This is a genomic window from Radiobacillus kanasensis (assembly GCF_021049245.1).
In the GTDB taxonomy this organism is placed as follows: Bacteria; Bacillota; Bacilli; order Bacillales; family Amphibacillaceae; genus Radiobacillus; species Radiobacillus kanasensis.
In genome coordinates this window covers 1,569,478-1,591,892 of the sequence record NZ_CP088020.1, presented here as the reverse complement: position 1 = coordinate 1,591,892, position 22,415 = coordinate 1,569,478, and the positions used below count along the sequence as shown (strand labels likewise).

At 39.1% G+C, this 22,415-nt stretch carries 24 protein-coding genes and 3 pseudogenes; 6 read left to right on the top strand and 21 right to left on the bottom strand.

The annotated features are described in order from the left end of the window. Positions 1-30 precede the first annotated feature (30 nt). Together KO561_RS08355 and KO561_RS08350 are read right to left on the bottom strand one after the other, a co-directional pair. A complete protein-coding gene (locus KO561_RS08355; RefSeq protein WP_231096653.1) occupies positions 31-414 on the bottom strand; it encodes a DUF3397 family protein in 384 nt (127 codons plus the stop codon). Beyond that, positions 411-1,292: a 2-dehydropantoate 2-reductase gene (locus KO561_RS08350; protein ID WP_231096652.1), complete on the bottom strand. Its 882-nt coding sequence runs from the start codon at positions 1,290-1,292 to the stop codon at positions 411-413. The genes KO561_RS08355 and KO561_RS08350 overlap by 4 nt, the downstream gene beginning before the upstream one ends. 276 nt (positions 1,293-1,568) lie before the next feature. Here KO561_RS08350 and KO561_RS08345 point away from each other — a divergent pair, with 276 nt between their 5' ends. Further along, the gene (locus KO561_RS08345; protein ID WP_231096651.1) at positions 1,569-2,042 is read left to right on the top strand and encodes an N-acetyltransferase; all 474 of its coding nucleotides are present in this window, start codon (positions 1,569-1,571) and stop codon (positions 2,040-2,042) included. A 90-nt stretch (positions 2,043-2,132) separates the two neighbouring features. Here KO561_RS08345 and KO561_RS08340 read toward each other — a convergent pair whose 3' ends face one another. The 3 genes from KO561_RS08340 to KO561_RS08330 all read right to left on the bottom strand — a co-directional run bounded on the left by KO561_RS08340 (position 2,133) and on the right by KO561_RS08330 (position 3,600). Next, on the bottom strand, positions 2,133-2,621 hold the full coding sequence (locus KO561_RS08340) for an RsfA family transcriptional regulator (RefSeq protein ID WP_231096650.1): 489 nt from the start codon (positions 2,619-2,621) through the stop codon (positions 2,133-2,135). Between the two features lie 204 nt (positions 2,622-2,825). After that, positions 2,826-2,999 (bottom strand): 50S ribosomal protein L32, encoded by a 174-nt coding sequence (gene rpmF, locus KO561_RS08335; protein WP_143893305.1) that lies wholly within the window; start codon positions 2,997-2,999, stop codon positions 2,826-2,828. A 73-nt stretch (positions 3,000-3,072) separates the two neighbouring features. Further along, positions 3,073-3,600, bottom strand: a complete 528-nt coding sequence (locus KO561_RS08330; RefSeq protein ID WP_231096649.1) for a YceD family protein — start codon at positions 3,598-3,600, stop codon at positions 3,073-3,075. 226 nt (positions 3,601-3,826) lie between these two features. On the opposite strand from KO561_RS08330, the gene KO561_RS08325 reads away from it, so the two are divergent. Further along, positions 3,827-5,041: a nucleotidyltransferase gene (locus tag KO561_RS08325; RefSeq protein ID WP_231096648.1), complete on the top strand. Its 1,215-nt coding sequence runs from the start codon at positions 3,827-3,829 to the stop codon at positions 5,039-5,041. 782 nt (positions 5,042-5,823) lie between these two features. Here the strand turns inward: KO561_RS08325 and KO561_RS08320 are convergent. Then, the gene (locus KO561_RS08320; protein WP_231096647.1) at positions 5,824-6,849 is read right to left on the bottom strand and encodes a SepM family pheromone-processing serine protease; all 1,026 of its coding nucleotides are present in this window, start codon (positions 6,847-6,849) and stop codon (positions 5,824-5,826) included. Then, entirely contained in the window at positions 6,839-7,633 is a 795-nt protein-coding gene (locus KO561_RS08315; RefSeq protein WP_231096646.1) for a patatin-like phospholipase family protein, read from the bottom strand. Before KO561_RS08315 ends, KO561_RS08320 begins: the two co-directional genes overlap by 11 nt. A 172-nt stretch (positions 7,634-7,805) precedes the next feature. Here KO561_RS08315 and ylbJ point away from each other — a divergent pair, with 172 nt between their 5' ends. Next, complete coding sequence (gene ylbJ, locus KO561_RS08310; protein WP_231096645.1) at positions 7,806-9,032, top strand: sporulation integral membrane protein YlbJ; 1,227 nt, start codon at positions 7,806-7,808, stop codon at positions 9,030-9,032. 43 nt (positions 9,033-9,075) lie between these two features. Here ylbJ and coaD read toward each other — a convergent pair whose 3' ends face one another. The 9 genes and pseudogenes from coaD to KO561_RS08265 all read right to left on the bottom strand — a co-directional run bounded on the left by coaD (position 9,076) and on the right by KO561_RS08265 (position 14,352). Next, a complete protein-coding gene (gene coaD / locus KO561_RS08305; RefSeq protein ID WP_231096644.1) occupies positions 9,076-9,558 on the bottom strand; it encodes a pantetheine-phosphate adenylyltransferase in 483 nt (160 codons plus the stop codon). Then, positions 9,555-10,124 (bottom strand): annotated as a pseudogene (gene rsmD / locus KO561_RS08300) (16S rRNA (guanine(966)-N(2))-methyltransferase RsmD); the annotation flags it as partial. The gene coaD and the pseudogene rsmD, both read right to left, overlap by 4 nt. Before the next feature lie 365 nt (positions 10,125-10,489). Then, positions 10,490-10,816, bottom strand: coding sequence for an antibiotic biosynthesis monooxygenase family protein (locus KO561_RS08295; RefSeq protein ID WP_231096642.1), 327 nt, complete (start codon positions 10,814-10,816; stop codon positions 10,490-10,492). A gap of 34 nt (positions 10,817-10,850) precedes the next feature. Continuing rightward, entirely contained in the window at positions 10,851-11,375 is a 525-nt protein-coding gene (locus tag KO561_RS08290) for a cysteine hydrolase family protein (RefSeq protein ID WP_231096641.1), read from the bottom strand. Between the two features lie 170 nt (positions 11,376-11,545). Continuing rightward, a complete protein-coding gene (locus KO561_RS08285; RefSeq protein WP_231096640.1) occupies positions 11,546-11,821 on the bottom strand; it encodes a YlbG family protein in 276 nt (91 codons plus the stop codon). A gap of 149 nt (positions 11,822-11,970) precedes the next feature. Further along, positions 11,971-12,413, bottom strand: a pseudogene (locus tag KO561_RS08280) (YlbF family regulator). Positions 12,414-12,471: 58 nt separating this feature from the next. Continuing rightward, on the bottom strand, positions 12,472-12,705 hold the full coding sequence (locus tag KO561_RS08275; protein WP_231096639.1) for a YlbE-like family protein: 234 nt from the start codon (positions 12,703-12,705) through the stop codon (positions 12,472-12,474). A gap of 12 nt (positions 12,706-12,717) precedes the next feature. Beyond that, a complete protein-coding gene (gene ylbD / locus KO561_RS08270; protein ID WP_231096638.1) occupies positions 12,718-13,131 on the bottom strand; it encodes a YlbD family protein in 414 nt (137 codons plus the stop codon). Between the two features lie 132 nt (positions 13,132-13,263). Continuing rightward, entirely contained in the window at positions 13,264-14,352 is a 1,089-nt protein-coding gene (locus tag KO561_RS08265) for a CAP domain-containing protein (protein ID WP_231096637.1), read from the bottom strand. 305 nt (positions 14,353-14,657) lie between these two features. On the opposite strand from KO561_RS08265, the gene KO561_RS08260 reads away from it, so the two are divergent. Continuing rightward, entirely contained in the window at positions 14,658-16,472 is a 1,815-nt protein-coding gene (locus tag KO561_RS08260) for an IS1182 family transposase (RefSeq protein ID WP_331000842.1), read from the top strand. A gap of 10 nt (positions 16,473-16,482) precedes the next feature. Here the strand turns inward: KO561_RS08260 and KO561_RS08255 are convergent. After that, a pseudogene (locus tag KO561_RS08255) lies at positions 16,483-16,758 on the bottom strand (CBS domain-containing protein); the annotation flags it as partial. 217 nt (positions 16,759-16,975) lie between these two features. Between KO561_RS08255 and KO561_RS08250 the strand changes: the two are divergent. Both KO561_RS08250 and ytvI read left to right on the top strand, forming a co-directional pair. Continuing rightward, positions 16,976-17,344: a YugN family protein gene (locus tag KO561_RS08250; RefSeq protein WP_231096635.1), complete on the top strand. Its 369-nt coding sequence runs from the start codon at positions 16,976-16,978 to the stop codon at positions 17,342-17,344. 247 nt (positions 17,345-17,591) lie between these two features. Next, complete coding sequence (gene ytvI, locus KO561_RS08245) at positions 17,592-18,650, top strand: sporulation integral membrane protein YtvI (RefSeq protein WP_231096634.1); 1,059 nt, start codon at positions 17,592-17,594, stop codon at positions 18,648-18,650. Positions 18,651-19,110: 460 nt separating this feature from the next. Here ytvI and KO561_RS08240 read toward each other — a convergent pair whose 3' ends face one another. From KO561_RS08240 to ctaG, 4 genes are all read right to left on the bottom strand, one after another. Continuing rightward, positions 19,111-20,280, bottom strand: a complete 1,170-nt coding sequence (locus tag KO561_RS08240; RefSeq protein ID WP_231096633.1) for a GNAT family N-acetyltransferase — start codon at positions 20,278-20,280, stop codon at positions 19,111-19,113. A 32-nt stretch (positions 20,281-20,312) separates the two neighbouring features. Further along, positions 20,313-20,822, bottom strand: coding sequence for a GNAT family N-acetyltransferase (locus tag KO561_RS08235; RefSeq protein WP_231096632.1), 510 nt, complete (start codon positions 20,820-20,822; stop codon positions 20,313-20,315). Positions 20,823-20,927: 105 nt separating this feature from the next. Then, positions 20,928-21,383 (bottom strand): DUF420 domain-containing protein, encoded by a 456-nt coding sequence (locus KO561_RS08230; protein WP_231096631.1) that lies wholly within the window; start codon positions 21,381-21,383, stop codon positions 20,928-20,930. Between the two features lie 33 nt (positions 21,384-21,416). After that, positions 21,417-22,316 (bottom strand): cytochrome c oxidase assembly factor CtaG, encoded by a 900-nt coding sequence (gene ctaG, locus KO561_RS08225; protein WP_231096630.1) that lies wholly within the window; start codon positions 22,314-22,316, stop codon positions 21,417-21,419. Between the last annotated feature and the right edge of the window lie 99 nt (positions 22,317-22,415).

Genomic DNA, 22,415 nt, shown 5'->3' with positions numbered 1-22,415 from the left:
AAAAGTAGAAAGGAATTCACATTATTTGTTTTATAGATGAAAAACTCTGGCGAAAATGCCGTAGAAAACGAGCAAAATGTATAGAAAGAAAAATAGTAGAAAACTAAATCTCCAAAACATCTTCCAAGCTCGTAAAAAGACAACCTCTCCATTTATATTTCGTTCTACAATTAAAAAAATAGATAAAAGAATAAGAAGACCTATTAAAAGAAAACCAAACACAGGGAGTTCTAGAATATCTTGAAGTAGTACACCAACGGCAAGAATATAAAGAAACGTCGTATAACGCACCATTCGATGAACCGATTTCCACCCTTGTTTATTCCAGGTATAGCTCGCGAAAAAAACGAGTAGAGATACGAGAAAAGGAAACGTAATTAAGAACCCAATAACATAGGAGAAAACTTCTATCATCCGTCTTTCCCTCTCTTCTGCCTCTCTAAAGCTTTGATACTATGGTACATAAAGCTCGTATAAGGTAAATCTTCTTGACTATTCTCCATGAGGTAACCACTTATCTGCTCCACCTCTGTTTGTCTCATTTGATCTATATCAACTAGCATGGAAGAACGGTTCTTTTCTGTACTTTTTATAATACGTTTCACATAGCTCCACTGCTCTTCCCATGGCAAATCTAGCCTGTTAGATGCTTCTTGACATAACTTCTTTGCCATCCATGTTAGCTCGGGAATTTGAAGAATCGTTCCATTCTCCGCTTGGAAAAGTGCCGTGATCGGATTTATTACAGCATTGGCGATTAACTTTTCCTGAAGGACGCGTCGCCAGTCATCTTGTGCATAAAAAGGAAAAGCATCTTGATCCAATAAAGGAACGAACGACTGTATGATTTCATCCTCTTCCTCAAACGGACTCACTCGTATTTGACCAACACCTGAATGTATAACCGTATCATCGTTCACTTTACGAACCCCATGCTCGAAAACCCCGATACCAATCGAAACTTGAAGGTTTGCTTCCTTTATCCATTTTATGTGACCCATTCCGTTCTGCATAAAAATAATGGGGCAATTTATAGTTTGCAGTGTAGGGAATAAAGCTTGTAATTGATAGCTTTTCACACAAATCAATAAGATATCATGGTCAGCTATCTCTTTTAGGAAGCCTATCTGTACCCCTCTATTTTCTTCATAAGGTCGCACGGATACACCGTTGTTTAAAAGCGCATCTCGCTGTTCCTCTCTTCGCACATATATCGTTATCTCATGTTGTGCACGCAGGAAATAGGCTGTTAACAAACCTACTGCCCCTCCTCCAATAATCCCAATTCTCACCGTCTCACTCCTGTCGTAACCTCTATAATAGCTAATTGTAGCAAATTTTCATCTAATAATCCGATAAAATTCGTGCAATACTTCGATTTAAAGATAGTACTCATTTCTTTCTGAAAATTTTTATATTATAATAAGTAAGGGGATACATCCTGGACAGTTCCTGAAACAGGATATCAAAGGTAATACGGCCCCTAATTATGCTGGACCGTTTTCACCCTACATGTATTCATGATGGATAAAAGAAAGAAACATTCAGGGAAGGGGAAGAGTATCAATATGGTAAAAGTAGAACGTTTATTAGTCAATTATAAAACATTAGAGGAATTTAAAAGATTTAAGGAATACGGAAACCAAGAGCTCTCTATGATGGAGGATCTGGAAAGTAACATTATCGAAAACGATAGCGAATCACCTTTTTTTGGTATTTACTATGGGAACGCTTTAGCTGCGAGAATGAGTTTATACAAAGTAAACGCAAGATACAACTATTATTTTGAACCCTCTCAAGACTACTTAGAATTATGGAAGCTAGAGGTTTTGCCTGATCATAGAGGCAAAGGATATGGAAAAGCCTTAGTAGATTTTGCAAAAGATATGGCCTTACCGATTAAAACGAATCCTAGGATTAATTCCCATGGATTTTGGGAGAAAATGGGCTTTGAAAAAGCAAAATATAATATGGAAAGAGACCTTGGGGAAAACCCATTAATATGGATGCCATCAGGTGTTAAGGAACAAGATCCTTCCTAAACGTACAAAAACCCTTGCTTTAGTCGCAAGGGTTTTCTTTATGGAGTAGAAACGTAATTTTTATAAGTCCGAATGTCATGTTGTCCTTTGTTAGTTAGGCTGGCTGTCTTTTTTCGTACCTACCCATTGCCAAAGCTGCCCCATTTCATTCCAGGCATCTTCGTATCTTTTAACCTGTTGCCGTAGTTTTTCATTCTCTTTCTTTAAATTGTTTAGTTTTTCTTCCAGTGATTGATCTTGTTCACTCGAATAATAACTCACTTTCATTTTTTCTAACAATGAAATAGCTGCATCTAGCGCACCCTCTCCATGGTTGACTCCATCTTCCTGTGGGAGAAACATGGTAAAGGCATCCCCTTGTTTTCTATCTTTCTTCGCTAGTTGAATAGCTTGTTGGTATTGTTTTCTAACCGATGCATTCCAGCGAAATCCGCATGCAGCAGGAGTTCGGGATAGTTTTTTAGCCACTTCTTTAAATGCTTCTAGTTGGGTTTTCCCTTCCCTAATATATCGTAAAACGGTTTCCGCTAGTAAGACATCCTCTTCCTGATTCCAGGCATCTTGTCTTGTATTATTCATCCTCATCCCTCCTCTAATAACCGTTTGCTATCAATGTATGCAAACTATCAGGATGATAGAATAAAACTTTAACAATTTTTTTATCTTTCCAGTCCGAATAACATTTTGGACTACTATATCTATACTAGATTCCGTTCTTATCGAATTAGTAGAGAGTTTAGACATACAAAAAAAGATACCTAATCAGGTATCTTTCCGGATATATTATGCTTCTACTACTTGTTTCCCATCATACTGTCCACATGATTTACAAACATGGTGTGGCTTAGTAAGTTCACCACAATTTGAACATTCGATTAATCCAGGTACATGTAATTTTTTATGGGTACGACGTTGGTTTTTCACTTTTTTGGAAGTTCTTCTCTTAGGTACTGCCATGTCTTACACCTCCTTCAAACACGGTTCGAAAATCTGTCCTTATCTAAACGGAATAAGGTAAAGGTAGAGTAGCTTACCTCGAACGATTTTCCTTTTCCTCGTCTTGTAATAATGTTTTAAGTTTTTCCAAACGTGGGTCTACTTTCTTTTCCTGCTTTTGACCAGTAGAAAGCTCCCATCCTTCCCCTTCGGTTAACGCGTTCTCTTTCATTGTTTCTTCATCAGAGAACACACGAAAAGGAACCTCCAATAAAACATTTTCCTTTATAAATGGTGTTAAGTCAAGCATTTCTCCATGGACGGGATGAATTTCTGATTCATCTTCTTCTTGATAATAAGAAGATGTAGAAAATATCTCCAGTGCATCAATGTGAAAAGGATAATTTACATCAACAAGTGTCCTTGCACAAGGAAGGATCATGGCACCGTCAATAGAAAATTGAAACGTAATTTCATTTCCTCTCCGGATTGCTTTTCCTTTTACAAGAACGGGTTCAATACGTCGAATGTCATTATTCATTTCCACGATATCCGAAATGTCGACATGGTCTTCAAAGGTAAGAGGTTCATCCTCTTTAAACTTTTGAAGTGGAAATTTCATTGATTATCACCTCAGGCAACAAAGGTTATTTTAAAAGGAAATAACCAATTTGTCAATATTTTTTCTTTACAGTCTATTATAACCATATACTATTCCATTTATGGCATCTTATCCGTCTATCCTATCATAGTCTCCAAAGCATCTTCAAATCCACCATGCACGATTGTACTGGATTTGGTAAACTAATCCATAGAGCTTTGTTATGACCTAGGAAGGGGGAGTTATTGTGGAAGCTTGTGGTTTAATCGTAGAGTATAATCCATTTCACAACGGGCACTTATACCATCTTACTCAATCCAAAAAAGAGACGAAAGCATCCTGTATAATTGCCGTCATGAGCGGAAACTTTCTTCAGCGCGGGGAACCTGCGATCATCGATAAATTTCATCGGACGAAAATCGCCTTGCAATCAGGAGTTGATCTTGTCATTGAATTACCCTATGCCTATGCCGTTCAGCATAGTGACTTGTTTTCATTCGGTGCAGTAACCGCTTTAGAACATCTGTTTTGCCAATCCGTTTGTTTCGGAAGTGAGCATGGAACAATAGATGCCTTTCTTTCTGCTTACGATACATTACATCATGAAAAACAGCGGTTCCAGGAAGAACTTCATCGTCACCTAGCGGAAGGTATTTCCTTTCCTGAGGCGAGTAAACGTGCCTATCAGTCCATTGGCTTAACTGAAGGTGCAGTCGATCTTTCCTCCCCGAACAATATTTTAGGGTTCAGCTACGTGAAAGCAATCAAGGATCACAGCTATCAGATTAGTCCAATGACCATTGAACGTACAAGTAATCAGTTCCATCAAAAGACTATTACGAGTTCGATAGCCAGCGCGACGAGTATAAGGAAGGAATTACTAGAGAATCAACGGATAACGGAAAAAGCTAGTCAAGCGATGCCTACAAGTACATTAGAAGCGCTGCACGATTATTACCAAAAGACCGGCATGTGGCATAACTGGGACCATTATTTCTCCGTCCTTCAATACCGTATTCAAACGATGTCGCTTACTGAGCTTGAAAATATTCACGGTGTTGAAGAAGGATTGGAATATCGATTAAAACGAACAATCGCATCTGCAATAAGTTTTGAAGAATGGATGCAAGCATTAAAAACGAAGCGTTATACATGGACACGTCTCCAGCGGATTTGTACACATATTATAACGAATACTACCAAACAAGAGATGGAAGAAATAAAAACCTCTAGCTCGTTCCCTTATGTGCGAGTGCTAGGAATGACCAAAAATGGGCAAAAATATCTAAATCAAATAAAAAAACAAGCGACCGTTCCGATATACACAAAATTGCCTAATGATAACTCACTCCTATCTAGAATGGAAGAAAGAGCGACCAACGCCTATTACAGTGTTCTAAATCCGAAGCAAAAAATTGCTTTAAAACAACAAGAGTTCCAGCCACCGATTCGATACATATAAAAGAGACTAGGAAAAAATATAACCTCCTACTCTAAAATGAACGATTATCAGGATAGGAAACTTGAAATTTATTTTTCAATGGTTGGTTCTTCATTCATGATTGATATAAAATGCGACGTAATTAATAAAAAAGATTATGAAGTTTAATGGACGCTCCGGCAGAATACTAGTAAGGCTTTTCGATTTTTTGTCAGACCGTCGCTGGAATGATACAAGTTGTTTGTGCACATTCAGTCCTCTATATTTATAAAAAGTAACAGTTCGAGAGGGACGCGGATATTTTGGTCCTTTAAAATTACTAAAAAGCTCGAACAAGTGCTCCTTATGATCAAATAAATGATTAGTTATACTGTATATGTCTATAACAAGTCGAAAGGGTAACGCAGTTGTCTGTCTGGTTATAACCTCTTAGCGGCATTATATATCGTTTACCACATTCAGTATGTTGATTGGAGCGGAGGGCAGTCGACTCCTGCGGGAACAGCACGAGGTGAAGACCCCACAGTGAGCGTTCTTTGCGAGCGAGGAGGCTGAGGCCGTGCCCGCGGAAAGCGACTGCCCTCAGCGGAAATCAGCATCGTACACACACCGAGCAGTCACTAAACCGATGGTTTTGTAGTAACTTTTAATATTTCGTTACGTCGCAATCTATATCTTATCTGCAACAAAATTACAAAAGCAATCTAAAAGAAAAATCCGAACTAATTCGAATTCTAACGGAAGAATTTCGAACTTTAGTTCGGATTTTATTTACGACTAAGACACTTTTGGTCTAGCCTCTTTTAGCTTTTCGGTTCTAACTGTTGTAAATAGTCTAATGCATCTTGGAATGTATCAACAGGGACTATTTTCATATCTGTCCCGATTTCTTCAGCGGTTTCAACGGCTACAGAATAATTCGAGTCCTTAGCACCGTTTTCACTTGGTGCGAAGAAGATAGCACAGCCTTCCTCATCGGCAGCAATAACCTTTTTATCGATACCACCGATTCTACCGACTTCTCCCTCATAACTAATCTCACCTGTACCAGCAATTTGGTACCCTTTCGTTAAATCATCTTCCGTAAGCTGATCGTAAATCTCTAAGGAAAACATTAAACCTGCACTTGGTCCTCCAATATTCCCACTCGCAAATTCAATGCCTGGATCCACCTCTACTTCTCGATCTGTGACCAATTGAATTCCAACCCCGACCTTGTTTTCGGCAGCTTCAAATTGTTTCAGCACTATTTTCTTTTCCAATGTTTTTTTATCCCTTTGCACGGTTACGGTAATCGTATCGCCCGCTTTCATAGAAGAAACATAGTCGATGAGATCCTCGGATTGCTGAACTTTTTTTCCATTTACCTGAGTTATTCGGTCCCCTGATTTAAGCTTACCTTCTGCCGGCATACCTTCAATGACGGACACGACGTAAACACCTTTATATTCAATATCAATGTCTTTATCTGCCGCTTCGTAGGCAACGACAGTTGATGCTTCCTGAGAATTTTCCATCATCTGAAGTTGAGCTTCGAAATACTCATCTTGCGAGATCCCTTTTGGAAACACTTCATCCATGCTTAAAATTTCATAATGAGGCTGGAAAGAGGCCCATGCATATTGAAGCGGTGTAGCTTGTCCTCCTCGAACCGTAACGAGGTGCATATCTCCTTCACTTTCATAGCCACTTGCAACTTCTACAATAGGATTAAGAGCGTCTGCTTCCCCTGGCTTGTATATATAATACGGGAGTCGATAGCCTACGACGAACGCAGCTAATAGAATAATGAATATAGAAAATATAAAACCCTTTTTATTAAATTTCATGATTTTTCTCCTTCCAGTTTGTCACGATGTCTTGAATGTCTCTCAATTTAGCTTTCGCTTCCTCTCTTCCCTCTTTTATAATTTGTGTAGCGTCTTTAAAAGATCGGGAATGGTAGCGAAAAACTTCGGGTTTAAGTACAATATCTGCTTTATGTGGAATATGCTGCACCAACTCTTCCTGCATGATATCGATACTTTGAAGCATGACATCGTACATAGAATACACATTCGAATTAGGAGAAAAAGCCGAACAATCCACTGCAATGACAATATCCGCCCCCATCTCACGAGCGACAGAAACGGGAACACGATCGACGACTCCACCGTCAATATAATACGTTCCTTGCATGTTTTCCGGTACAAAAATTCCTGGTATTGATATACTTGCCCTCACCACATCTGCAGTAAACCCTTTTCGAAAGACTTTTTTCCTTCCTGTATAAAGCTCGGTTGCCACCACACCAACCGGGATTTTTAGGTCCTCTAAGTTTTGATTAAAGGTTAGTAATTGTATAAATTCCTTAATTCGCTCCCCTTGGATGATCCCCATTTTGGAAATAGCAAAATCCACAAATAAGTTTCGTTTCAAGGAGGAAGCAATTTGGATTAAGTGAGCAGGCTTCTGTCCAGCAGCATAAAGAACACCGATTACTGCACCTATACTGCTTCCTGCTATAAGGTCAATCGAGATGCCATGATCCTCTAGCTCTTTAATGACGCCTATATGGGATAACCCTTTCGCACCACCCGATCCTAGAGCTAGGCCAATTACTGGTTTTGCCAAATTATGTCTCTCCTTAGATGAAATTTTCTAACGATACATAATATGGCATATTTACTCCTTCTATGAGCGTATATTGATAAAGAGCGCTTGTACTACCCACGTTAACCATATTTTACTATTTTAAAAAATAGAAGTACAGAAAAGTGTAGCTTTATACTAGGAGGGACTTTTCTTGAAATCAAAGTGGAAAACTATACTACTTGCATCCATGGCCTTATTCCTTGCTGGGTCTCTTATTATGTTTCCAAGCGTATCATTGGATGCAAGTCTACGAGGACTAGAAATGTGGACCGAGATTGTTTTTCCGTCCCTTCTTCCTTTTTTCATCACAGCTGAGTTATTAATTGGTTTTGGGGTTGTGAAATTTATTGGGGTCTTATTTGAACCCATAATGCGACCACTGTTTAACGTACCTGGTGTAGGAAGCTTTGTATGGGCGATGGGCATGGCTAGTGGGTATCCCTCGGGAGCTAAGCTTTCTTCTCGATTAAGACAAGAGAAACATTTAACTCAAATCGAAGCAGAACGACTCGTATCTTTTACCAATGCATCCAACCCTTTATTTATTTTCGCAGCCGTTTCCATCGGATTTTTTAATGATCCACAGCTTGGAATATTACTCGCCGTATGTCATTATTTAGGAAATACATTGGTCGGTATATTCATGAGATTTCATGGGATGGACAAAGAGAAGAACGAACGAAAAGCAAAAGAAAAGGAACGCTTTTCAATCGTTCGTGCTTTCAAAGAGATGCATCAAGCGAGAATAGAAGACTCCAGACCATTCGGTAAGATATTTGGAGATGCTGTCATCAATTCTGTCAATACGTTATTGATGATTGGTGGATTTATCATCATGTTTTCTGTGTTTACTAATTTACTATCCGAGGTTGGTATTTCTCACTTTTTCGCTTACGGTATAGAGCAGATCCTGCAGCTTGCTCAATTGCCAGAAGGACTCGCACTTCCATTATTCTCGGGACTATTTGAAATAACGTTAGGTGCTCAATTAATTTCCGAGTCATCCATTTCTAGCTTTTTACCACAAGCTATAATGGTTTCGTTTATCTTGGCCTTTAATGGTTTTTCGGTTCAAGCACAGGTCGCTAGTATTTTAGCCGAAACAGATATACGTTTTGCACCTTATTTTTTCGCACGATTATTGCATGGTGTCATTGCAAGTTTGTTAGCAGTGTTCCTTTATAAACCGTTGTACTTGGACCATAAATCAACGGAGTCCACTACTCCTGTCTTTTCCTCATTTACGAAGGATTCATCGTGGACCGAATGGTGGGAGACGTTAATACAAGTAGGACCACTCTTTACTATTACAATGATTGGAATTGCTATCGTCGTAATGGGGACTCGTCTTCGAACATCCTTTGTTCATAAAAGCTAAGACTAAATAAGAAATCCGAGGGTGTGGACACCTCTCGGATTTCTTATTTAGTAAATTTTCGAATTAATGCTTGCTCCACTACCTCAGGTACAAGATCCGATACATTTGCATGATACTTTGCCACTTCTTTTACAACACTCGAGCTCAAAAAGGAATACTGATTATTCGTCATCATAAAAAATGTCTCGATATCTTCATTTAATTTTCTATTCATAGAGGTGATTTGCATCTCATATTCAAAATCACTGACGGCTCGAAGCCCTCGTAATATGGCTTGCGCATTTTTTTCCTTTGCATAATCCATGAGTAAACCATCGCATGTGTCAACCGTTACATTATCAAAATCTGCAGTTACTTCCTCGATTAGAGTAGAACGTTCTTCGACACTAAACAGCGGAGCCTTTGCTTGGTTGTTAAAAACCGCTACAATAACATGATCAAATATTTTAGCCCCTCTTTGAATAATATCTAAATGCCCATACGTTATCGGATCAAAGCTTCCTGGACAAATCGCTAGTTTCGTCATTGTTCCTGCTCCTTTCGCTTATATAAAGTGATGGCTGTCGTACTCCCATAATCCTCTTTCCGATAAGCAATATAGTCGGAATATTGATCAGGAAGGCTTTCACTGGCTTCATGTTCACAAACTATGGTCCCGTTTGGGTGTAATAGATTATTCTCTTCAATGGCATCAAGTAAATCAGTGTAGGATATTTTTTGATAGGGTGGATCTAAAAAAATATAATCAAATAGGAGTTCACGTTTTGCAGCGGCTTTGATCGCTCGGAAAGCATCCGTTCGGTAAACCTCTGCTTGATTTTCTAGTTTCAGTTCTTGCAGATTTTGGTGTATGATTTGAATGGCTTTCCCTTGTTTATCGACAAAGATAGCCTTATCCATTCCACGACTTAACGCTTCAATGCCTAAACCACCACTACCTGCAAATAAATCCAAACAGCTACCACCTTCAAAGAATGGACCAATCATTTGGAATAAAGCCTCTTTTACTTTATCTGTAGTTGGTCTTGTTAATCGATTTGGTACTGGCTTCAGTTGTCTACCTTTATGTATTCCAGAAATGACCCTCATCCTAAAGCACCTCTTCCTCGTGTTTCGCCCTTTATCCTATCATAAAACGGGTTAGAAACGAAGTGCAACTCCCCTTTTGTAGTATAACCACGATTAGAACAGGCACGAAAAGAAACTTTCTCATAAGATGGAAAAAAATGAACGATCCATGTATAAATTTCCCCATGTAGTCGATAATAACGACTGAAGCGACTAACCAATCGTATTAGTTGCTTCTGAACACGGAGAAGACTTACGTTTCCCCATAAGTTCTTCCTCCGGTTTCTCCTCTCCCTTTGCCTTTTTGCTTTCTATTGTAGAAAGTAAAAAGGGCCTGCAGATGATATCTGCAGGCTTTTTTTATTACAGAAAGAAATTAGCTGCGAAATCTATAGTTCAAAATTGTAATCTCTTTCCACTTTACAAACTCTTACGGTGTAGTTTTGATACCATTCTTTTTTGCCTCGTTCTTGAGCTACTTTATGAGCTGCATGCTCCTTCCAATTCCGAATGGATTCTGCGGACTGCCAATAAGAGACAGTAATACCTAAATTAGAATCACGTGCACTATCAATTCCTAAAAATCCTTTCTGTTTAGAGGCTAATTCCACCATCCTTTCTGCCATTTCTCCATATCCTTTGTCTCCATCTTTACGCTGTGAAGCAAATATAACGGCGTAATACGGCGGTTCAGGAGTTTTTGCTATACCGCTCATAACTTCCCTCCTATTGCTATTTTAGATTGTTGATCTACTTAAATGTAAGAGCTTCCACCGGCTCAACACCGGCAAACCAACGCAAGACACGATTATGATGACCGATAATCTGTTCAGCTGTTATATCCTCCGAATTCCATGTACTATGAGTATCTGAAACTAAAGTGACTTTAAATCCTAAACTAAAAGCTCTTCTACACGTTGTATCTACACATACTTCCGTTTGAATTCCTGTGATAATCAAATGTTCGATTCCGAATTTTTTCAATTCCTCCTCTAGGGATGTTTGAAAAAAAGAATCAGGCGTTCTCTTTTGAATAAGGATGTCTTCCTCTGCTGGAGATATTTCGGAATGAACCTCCCACCCCTCTGTTCCATGCTCTAGAGTTCCCCCTGCCGCTTCATTATGCTGGATGTAGAAAATTGGCATTTCCACAGACCGTGCTTTTGTGAGGAGATAATCCAAATTTTTTAATAAATTATCCCCTTTATACACCTCATTCCCTTCTTCAAACATGGCTTTTTGAACATCAATGACTAGTAAAGCTTTCTTTGACATGGCTCTCCCCCTAAATGAAAACGTACGTTCGTTATACCTTTATTGTACCTCTTCATGTACAGAATCTCAAAATTATTTTTCAACCCCAAACAATCCTTTTTTTAAAGGATACGACCCCCATATTAGTCTCGAAATATATAGAAAAAGCATTTCAGCCGGTGCTGAAATGCTTAGATCCCCATTTTATAATCATATTCTTTCGCTTTATCTAATTTTGCATTCTCATAATCCGTGCGAATGAACGGTTTTTGTGAAGGGCTAACCTTCGAAATAAACGGAAATTCTTGAAGACGTTTCTCTTTTTCTTCATATTCTGATTGATTTACATAGAGAACCGCATACTTTTGTTCTTTGGAAACATAGATTAAATGTCCAAATTTCTTAATTTGTTTTATGTTTTTCATATGTTGAAACCATACTACAATACCTTGTCGTTGTGTTCTCATCTAATTTCCTCGCTTACCTACTTCTTTTCCCTTATTTTATCAGACAATTTAGAATGTAGCAACGGGACGAACAAGGATGATGAATAAAGGCACTGCTCTTAATTCCAACAAAAGAAAAAGGTCTAGACTCAGACATCTAGACCTTTTTCTTAAGAAGCTCTACAACCGCAGCCTCCGCTACCACTTCCGCAGCCACAGCCACCATCTTTTAATGCCGCGCCATCTTTTGGCACTTTCACATTGGTGCTAACACTAGAGCGACCAGCTCACTTACATCGTCTAGCAGCTCTTGAAGCTGTCTTTCAGCAATTTTGAAAGCAGCTACTTTTTCATTCATGTCCATTTCTCGCTTCGTAGACCTGATTTCTTTCATTATCATGCTGTAATCAGGGTGATATCGACCGAAACGTTGAACATCTTCATACTGTACTTTCATCGCTTGAAAAGCAGCGATCAAACGTTGTGCTTCTTCATCTTCTTCTAAAGATGTCTTAGCTTTATGGAAATCGTCCATCACATCTGAGGATAGAATCATCTTTCCTAAGTATTCGGACTGATCTAATAGTTGTACAATTTCTAAAGTGGCAATCACTAGTCTTCCACCTCCACATCCATCATAACAGGCTTCCTATATAAAAGAAAGAGGCAAGCTAGTCTTTCATAGAGCCTGCCAATTGGATAAACATGGAGACCATCTGCATTTGCCCAGCAAATTTTTCCATTTTCTGTGGAACAGTTCGGCCAAAATAAACCTTCATCTCTTGCTCCATCTCGACAATAGAATCAGGGTTTCGCGTCAGTTTCCGATACCACTCGGGATGCTCGCGAATGTAAGGAACCATTTCTGGATTGGATTGAATGTATTGATACAAACTCGGTTGCATGCTGTCCCCTCCTTAATCCCTTCTACGGTGGAACGGCATATGATGGGTAGACTTTCCAGAAAACTGTCTTTTCGCATCCTGAAACTGTCCAAATAACTTTTGTATATTACCAACCGCACCGTTCAATTGATTAATATGACCTTCCATTTTATCAAGGTCCACGTTTTCTACCATCTTCATTAGCTTATTCAGTTTCTCTTGGCTGCTCCCTTTTGCCTTAGATTCTTTCTTCTTTTGGCCAGGCCGTTTTTGTGTTGAGTTGGATTTGTATTTTTCCCAGGAAGGATCGTCTTCTCCTAGGAGTATCCATTTCTCGTAATGAGGCTGCCAACCTTTCCCGCTCTTTCTCACTTCTTTTATAAGGTCAGGATGCCGTTCTACAAATTGTTTAAATTCTTGTATAGACGGATGCAGATCTTTTCCCATAGTTCCTGCTCCCTCCAATCCTTAATGAATATACCTATAAACTATCGTATGACAGCAATTGGTCAATGTTACTACAATAAGAAAGGCGCAAGCGCACGATTTATACTTTCTTACCTTTAAAAAAAGGCTAACCTACTGGTCAGCCTTTTGTAGAAAGTTTTGTGTGTAGTAATACTTGTAGACGCCTACGCCCAGATGCGTATATTTACCTTCAAGTAACGCATGGCGATGTCCTTCACTATTTAACCAGCCTTCTACCGCTGCTGGTCCATCTGTATATTGCGCTGCGATATTTTCACCCGCCATTTGGTAGATGACATCCTTCGCACTCAAACGATCTTTTAATCCTTTACCATCCTGGGAATAATGGGAAAAATAATTGTGTATGGACATGTCCTTGCTATGCCCGAAGGCAACAGTCGCAACTTCCTCATGCCAGGCAAGAGAACCTAATTGATGTCTTTTCCGAACGATGTTGGTAATATCAAAGATTTGCTTCTCTGCTCCTTTTTCTATTTCCGTCCACTCCTCATCGGACAAGATCGGCGATTCCGGAAGTTTCCCTGTGTAATAGATATCGTACGGTCTTTGCATTAATAGTGTATTTGCATCCAGCAACCGAATAGAAGAAAGTTGTTGTGTAAACGTATCAAAATAGAGTTGCATGAACGTGTCCTCGGATAGAGCAACCAGAGGACGCATTTCAAGGTCTTTATCCGTAAGGGTAAAACGATAAGAGGTTACTCCGACGTTAAAGGAAATTTCTTTTTGGAAAGATCTTTCCTTCTTCAGGGCATCGTAACTATTCCCTAAAGCAATCCCGTCGATCTTCCCTTTACTACCTGTAATATATACAGTGTTTACTTTCCCATCTCGCACCCCGAACTGCGCATATTGACTCTCATGATCGGTGTAAATCCACCACGTGTAGCCATATGAGCTTTTGTCTTTGCGAATAGGTTCGCCATACGTTTTCTCTAGTTCGGAACTATTTTTGCCAATCCAAGATGTTAATTCCCCTTCTATAGGAACGGCGGTCGCCGTTTGTTTCGTATTAGGCTCACTAGATGGTTGAGAAGTGACCTGTTCAACCTGCTGTTCTACCTCTTCAGCTTTATCTTTATGCAGCCACTCACTAGGGGTTATGTTATGAAATGGAACGAAATATAAAAAACCAATGATCATTAGTATTAGCAACAAAAAACTTTTGATAGCCCGCATGTATGTTAACTCCTTTTTGTCCACTTAACACTATTATAGTTCTAGTATAATAAGAATATGAAAGAAATGGGCATTTTAATAGAATTGTTATCAAACTTTAATGCAATCCAAATAACACCAATTTTTGTTTATGCAATAAAAAAAGAGGCTGGGACAAAACCCAGTAACTAAAAAGAGTGGCACCCACACCATAAACCAGTGAGTGTCACTCTTTTTTTAATAAAATCCCAAAAAAATGTACGCAAAAAGGATACCTTCTGATAATGTTAAAGTTACCACACCCAAACAGAATCGGAGGTATCCTTATGTTTAAACAGTATAACATGAATCAAGTCATTTTGCCGCTAGATTTGGAAATCAAACTTCAGAAAAACGATATCGCCTATGCCGTCCATGATGTCGTGGAAGCTATTCCAGATGAGGCATTCACTGGATTTCTGCGTGAAACGGGATGTCCGGCTTATCATCCGCGCATGATGATGAAAGTGGTTTTATGTGCTTATACGCAGTCGGTGTTCTCTGGCAGAAAGATCGAGGGATTACTGAAAGACAGTGTCCGGATGATGTGGCTGGCCCAGGGGTATGAACCAAGTTACCGGACAATTAACCGTTTCCGTGTCCATCCGGAGGTAAAGGAACTATTGCGTCAGTGCTTTGTCCAATTCCGTTGTCAGCTTGTCCGAGAAAACGTCATCGAGGAAGAAGCCATTTTTATTGACGGAACGAAAATCGAAGCGAATGCCAACAAGTTTACGTTTGTCTGGCGCAAAGCGACGGAAAAGTACAGTTCCCGTTTAGTGGAAAAGTCTAACCGGATGTATGAAGAACTGTTGGAGAAAGAAATCATTCCGGAAATAGAACGGGAAAGTATGGAGGAACTATCCAGCCAAGAACTCGAAAAAGTGGTGGAAAAGCTGGAGGAGACGGTTGGTGAATATGATAAAAAGATAGAAGCAAGTGAAGACGTAAGCGAACGGAAACAGCTTCGTTCTGAGCGCAAAACCCCTAAACAATACGGCAAGCAATTCAAGGATTTTGTGGTGCGCAAACAAAAATACCAACACGATATGGCCATCTTCGGAGAGCGCAACAGTTATTCGAAAACGGATCACGATGCCACCTTCATGCGCATGAAGGATGATTACATGAAAAACGGCCAGCTCAAAGCCGGGTATAACGTGCAACTTGCGACAGAAGGACAGTATGCGCTCGCTTATGACGTGTTTCCGAATCCAACGGATACGCGTACCTTCACACCTTTCCTGGATAACATTGAGGAACACTTCTTTGACCTACCCAACTATATTGTCGCGGATGCCGGCTATGGGAGTGAACAAAATTACGAAGACGTCATCGAAAATCGGAAACGCACGCCATTGATTACGTATAACCAATACCGGAAAGAAAAGAAAAAGAAATATAAGCAGGATGCCTTTAACGTAGCCAATTGGCATTACGATGAGATCGAAGATGCGTTTACGTGTCCAAACGATAAAAAATTAACATTCCGCTATCTATCCAATCGAACAGACCGATATGGTTATACAAGAACATATAACGTCTATGAGTGTGAGGACTGTTTCGGTTGTCCGTTACGTTCGCAATGTACGAAAGCGAAGGAAGGAAACAATCGAAAGATCTATTATAATGAAAAGTGGGAAAACCAAAAAGCATATACGAGACAGCAGCTTTCGGAAAAAGAAACGGGGAAAATCTATGGCAAACGCAAAATAGATGTAGAACCCGTCTTCGGATTTCTGAAGGCTAATTTGCGTTTCACCCGTATGTCGGTGAGAGGTAAAGAGAAAGTAGAAAAGGAACTGGGATTTGCATTCATGGCGGTAAACTTGAGAAAGTACACGGCCATGAATGCAAATCCAACCATAGATGGTGACCATAATTCAAACCAAAATGGTTCCCATCATCGAAAACCGATGATGGGAACCATTTTTAGGTTATTCTTGGCTAGTTATGTCCCAGCCTCCCGAAGCTTTTGCATTAATGCATTTCTGTATGCACAGAAATATCTTCTAATGCATGTCCTGCTGCTTCATTTGACTTGTCTTCAAGAGCGAGGTCTCCAAGAGCAATTATCCCAACAAGCTCTCCTCTTTCAATGACTGGAAGACGACGTATCTGTTTTTCCGCCATAATTTTGCTTGCTTCCTGCACTGTTGATTGTGGAGTACAAGAATAAAGGTCAGAACTCATTACCTCTTGTACAGCAGTATCAGCAGATTTATTCGCTGCTAATCCTCTTATAACCAGGTCTCTATCTGTTATCATCCCGATAAGTTCCCGGTTTTCTCCACAGATTGGGATAGCCCCAACATTTTTGTCTTTCATTTTTGTGGCTGCTTCCGTTATAGAGTCACTTGGTGTACAATAGCTAATATCTGTTGACATAATTTCCTTTACAGATTTCATTCGGAAACTCCTCCTTTAATGAAGTAACATAAGATGACCAAATCATCTCAACTGTTATTGTTTCCGAATAAGTGAGGAACTTGCATATCTTTTTTATTCTTTAGAAGAGGAAATCGGAACCACTCCGTTTCCATTGCAACTTGTCTCATTTCGTACTATTATAGGTTTAGCGACATATTATTTGCGAGGTGGAAGTATGAGAATTGAAGGATCAGGAATTGAAGACACTATTATCGACTTAAAGCCATTGGATCACATCATGAATGATATCGCTTTTATTCGTGGTGGACAATGGGACTATGAAAGAGTTACATATGACTATAAAATAAATTCCGCGGAAAAAAACGTGACTTATTATGTTCGTATTCAGGGCTATGCTATTGAAGGTGACGTGGATAGAGGTAATGCAGTAATTAAATTAAGAACACCCCTTTTAGGGAAGCATTATTATCCGCATGGTATAGAATACGGAGAGCAAGAAGAATTTCCTGAAAGTGTGAAAGATCGTACTACAAAGCTTTTAGAGAAAGCAAAAACAGAATTAGATGCATTAAAAAACGAATAACAACAAGGCCATCCAAAAGATGGTCTTTTTTTTGCTTGCATAAACGTGTATTGCTATCTTCATTCGTGGCAATCATGTTACCATGGTAGGTAGAATATGTGCATGAATTTTTCACCCCAAAATAGCTTGAACCGTTCTCACCAAAAAATTGTTCATCATTACGAAAAAAAACCTATTCAAAAGCCATCCTTCGTGCTATATTTTGATTAAAAGTTGTACATGTTCGGAAAGGGGATACATAAACAAATTGTTTCGATACCTTAGTAAACGCCAATGGATTTTAATTATCTTTACCATTCTAGTTATCATTATAGGGTACTTTATATTACCCGTATCTGTTCCACTAATCGTTGCTTTCGTTACTGCCTTAATTCTAAATCCCGCTGTGCGTATGATGCAATTTCGATTTAAAATGAACCGGAAATTAGCAGTCACGATTGTGTTTTTAATTTTTTTGATAACCATTGGAGTTATTGGGTCTTATTTTGTCACAAGAGCTGTTACCCATATCGTCCAATTTACAGAAGATGCACCTACATATATTAACCAAATTGATGAGAAAGTTGCCGGATGGGAAAAAGACTTAGATCATTTTGCTGAAGATTTGCCAAAAGAATTTATAGTAGAAGTGAAAGATGGAATTCAAGGGTCCCTAGAATCCTTCACCGAAACACTTCGAAAATACCTAAAAATTGAGAAAATCGCATCCATTGTAGGATTGATCCCTCAATATTTAGTTAGTTTGTTGGTTTATTTAATTGCCTTGTTTTTATTTATGCTCGAACTACCGAGTATTAAATCCAAAGCCTACAACCAACTAACAGAAGAAACAGCTGAAAAAGTACAATTCATGAATGCGCGATTATCGTACGTTGTATTAGGATTTCTCAAAGCACAATTCTTAGTAAGTATTATAATCTTTATCGTGTCCCTGATTGGATTGTTAATCATCACTCCAGAAGTAGCAGTTATTATGTCGGTAATCATATGGATTATCGATTTTGTTCCCATTATTGGATCGATAGTTATTCTCGGACCATGGGCGGTATATATGTTTATAACAGGAGACATTGCAACAGGTACCCAATTGTCCATCTTAGCTATCATCCTCCTAGCAATTCGCAGAACGGTAGAGCCTAAAGTGATGGGTCGCCATATCGGACTATCTCCGCTAGCTACTTTAATTGGGATGTATTTAGGACTACAGTTACTAGGGATTATGGGCTTTATTCTCGGTCCTTTGTTAGTAATCGCATTTAACTCTGCTAGAGAAGCTGGGATCATTAAGTGGAACTTCAAATTATAAAGGCTGGAATAAAAGTGTTTTAACCATAAAAAATCCGAACTATGGTTCGAAATTTCTTTCATTAGAATTCGAATCAGTTCGGATTTTTCTTTTAGGATGCTCTTGTAAGTGTTGTAGCTAATAATCCATAAACTGCGACATAAGTGTAAGTGGTAAAGTTATATGCCGACACTCCGGCAGAATACTGCGCTTTCTGTGAGCACGGCCAGACGAATAGCGGAACAGGCGTCCTTTGCCTCCCAGCCTTCTTGGGTTGCGGACATGTGATCTGCTATGTTAGATAATGGCCTGATTTCTGGTACGGCTCTAGTCTATACTCGTACAATGATTATCCTAAAACCGATTCCTATCATGTATGAATGAAGAACCATTTATTGAAAAATGATATTCTAAGTCCTTTCCTGTAATCGTTCGTCCTCTAGATTGGGAAGTTATAGTTTTATCCCTGCCTCTTTTTGCTTTAGAAATAGTCCAAAAAAGCAGGTGGTTGTGGGACAGCCAATGATAACAAATCCTCTTTATTTCCCGTTACAACAATTTGGTTCATTCGAAGTAACAACTCAATGGGTTGACTTCCAAACAACCATGCAGCCAACGTTTGGATCGTCAATCGAAGGGTTAGTGTGGCCTCCGAATTCTCTCTTCGGCTAACCGCTACCACTTCCCCTCCCTCTATTTCTACCGCCCATTTCCCTTCATTCCAAGGTGCATATGAATCCTCCATATCCAACTCGATACTACAACTTATCTTTGGATTAAAAAAAGGATAGTTCATTAAAAATGGAAACAGGTCTACAATTCGAGTCATGAAGTAGGGATGAACAGTACAATCGACCTTCCCGCCTTCTAAATAATAGTCAAGTGGTTCATTCGGCCAACCTAACAGCTGTATACTTTCAATCATAGAATCATGGTTCCGAACCCATTGCATAAGTCCGTGGAAAGCTTCTTCAGAAAAAAACACCATTTCCTCTACACTTAGCTTTTCCTTCTCTAAACAAGAAATGAGATAGCCTCCAGGCTCCTGATTCTCATCCCAATATAAAACAATTTGTTCGTCCCCTGTTAAAATTCGCTTTTCCCACCACCATTCGGTCCGTACTAGTGTCAAGCCAAACTGTTTTGCTTTTCGCTCATAAAGGTCCATGATAATGTCTTTCTTATCAGAGAAAGAAACTCGTTCTGTCCTACCTATTAAATTTTTCTTAGCTATGTCTGCTGGTTTAAAAGTATAGGTATGCTCATATTGCGTTATGTCCCAACCGAACCGTCGGTAAAAACCAATCGAAAACGGGTGAAGCAAACTTATAACTTGGTTCTCCTGTTTCATTTGTAGTAAGGATTCCTTAATTAACGCTTCTACTTTCCCCTGTCTTCTAAATTCCGGCCATGTCGCCACTCCAGCAATCCCACCAAATGACATTTTCGTAGAACCAAGAAAAGCTTTTAATGGACGAATATGTAATTTAGCTGCTAGTTGCTCTTTTTCCCAATAACCAAGAACTTTATGATTTGCCATGTCTACTTTTCGCTCTTCCCGTTCCTGATCTGGTATGACTCGATTAAAGGCATATTCCCCTAGATCTATTGCTTTGTCATAATCCGAAGCTGTTAGTTCCCTAATTATCATTTTCACTCTCCCTCTCTGAATTTGAACGCCGATTATCCTTTTGTCTTCTGATAGGATACAAACGAGCGTTCGTGTTTATATTTTTCATATGAGTTGTTGATAAGAACACGTTGAGATATCGTATTGGAAATGTCACAGCTGGCGGTTACTTTTTCAACAGTAGACTGTTCCAGAGCCCATTCCGTCAGATACTTAACGGCTTCCGTTGCATAACCTTGGTTTCGATATTTTGGCAATATTTCGTATCCAATATCTAAAGTATAGGGAGGCTGTTCATCACTTCTACCTTTAAAGCCAATATTTCCGATCAGGTTTTCCGATGCATTTTCTAGAATAATCCACGAGCCAAACCCTAATTCCGTCGGGTCTTCCTCCAGCTTCTCTAAGTAATAAGGTAACAGCGCCTTAAATCCGTTGGACGGCCACTCCATCTCAAATGGTATTTGATGTTTCAAGAAGTAAGCAATTCGATTAGTCATCAATATTTTGCCGCTTTCTAATGTAATAGCTTCTAGTGTTAACCGAGGACTTACAATCTTCACAAACCTTCCCCTCCTTCCCCTTTACATGTAATGTTAGGCAGTTACTGATATTTTGTAAAGATAAAAAAAGAAGTTATTTTCACATGAAAATAACTTCTACTAATATTAGTAACCTAATATTGCCTTAATTAAACTTGTTGTTTCTCCACCATCAAAGAAAACGTATAGTAATAAATAAACAGCTAAGCCTGTAATTGCAGTAAAAAACCAAATAACACTCGTCACTGGTCCGATTTTTCGGTGCTTGGCAATTTTCCGCTTAAAAGCGAGCGTCAGTGTAACAATTCCGAATACTGCTCCCGTAGTAGCAAGGATAATATGAAAAATTAGAAAGATGGTATAGTAAATTTTAATATCATCCGGACCACCGAAGCTCGTATTTCCAACGAAAATCGTTCTAGATGCATAGATCAGGAAAAATATTAGGGCACTAACTGCACCTGCAATCATCACTTTTTTGTGCTGCTTATATTTGTGATTGGCCACTAGCACCCAACCAATCGCAACTAGTACAGCACTTAAGACGATAAAAAATGTACTTATAGTTGGTAAAATATGCATGTCCTCATTTTCCTTTCATACCAGACCATTTCCTTAATATCCTTCGTTTGTTGAAGGAATAGGATCAATTTTTTGACTTTCTTTACGGAACCATCCGAAGAATACTCTTGCAAGTACGTACCCATAAACAATCTCTTGCGTAATTTTCATCAAAATTCCACCAAGTTGCTGATCCTCCAAAACAGGAAGAGGAGAAAACATTTCCGGCCCAGTTAATGATATACCAGATAAGACATCCGTTGGCACACAAAGGGATAGCGCCTGTATCCAGCCTCCGACACTATGGTATGTTGCGTAGAGGGATACGTCCGAAAAGATGATTAATCCACATGCTGGTGTAATTAATACCCCATTAGCAAAAATATAGCCAATACTCAATACCGGAGACATCGTCTTCATTTCCTTCAATGGAGTAAACATTGGCCACCACATGAAGAAAGCCGTTACTAGGATAACCGTTGTAATAATGGCATGTGCTTCTGGGCTCGCCTTCGTGAAATCAAAGATACTTGGAATATGATATAAAGAAAACAAGCCATTAAACAGTAACAATGCAATAAGGGGTTTCGTTAATATGCGCAATACGGGCGAGAGAACAGGCGTCTCAAAAATTCGTCTCCAAACCCACTGTGGAATTCCTCTTATCACAAGAATCGGGAATACAAGATAGTACAAAGCCATTTGTACCATGTGGGCGGTGAACATAATATGTGAGATGAGATCAATTGGAGACCCTTTGACCACATATAACAATAGCAAGCCTGTATAGAAGGATAGCTGTTGTTTACTAGTAGGTACGTTTCCATCGGATGTAAAACGACGGTAATAAACCGAAGTAAGTAAGTAATAGCTAATAGCTAGTCCAACAATGAATAGCATATAATAAGGACTCCATAAAGCTCGAAATCCGAAGATCTGTAATTCTAACCACATAATCTTTCACTCCAGTTATACTAGTAGTTATCTGTTCTATTATACCGTAAACCATAGCGAAAACCGAATGAATATATGACAATTCCTCAACAATCTAAA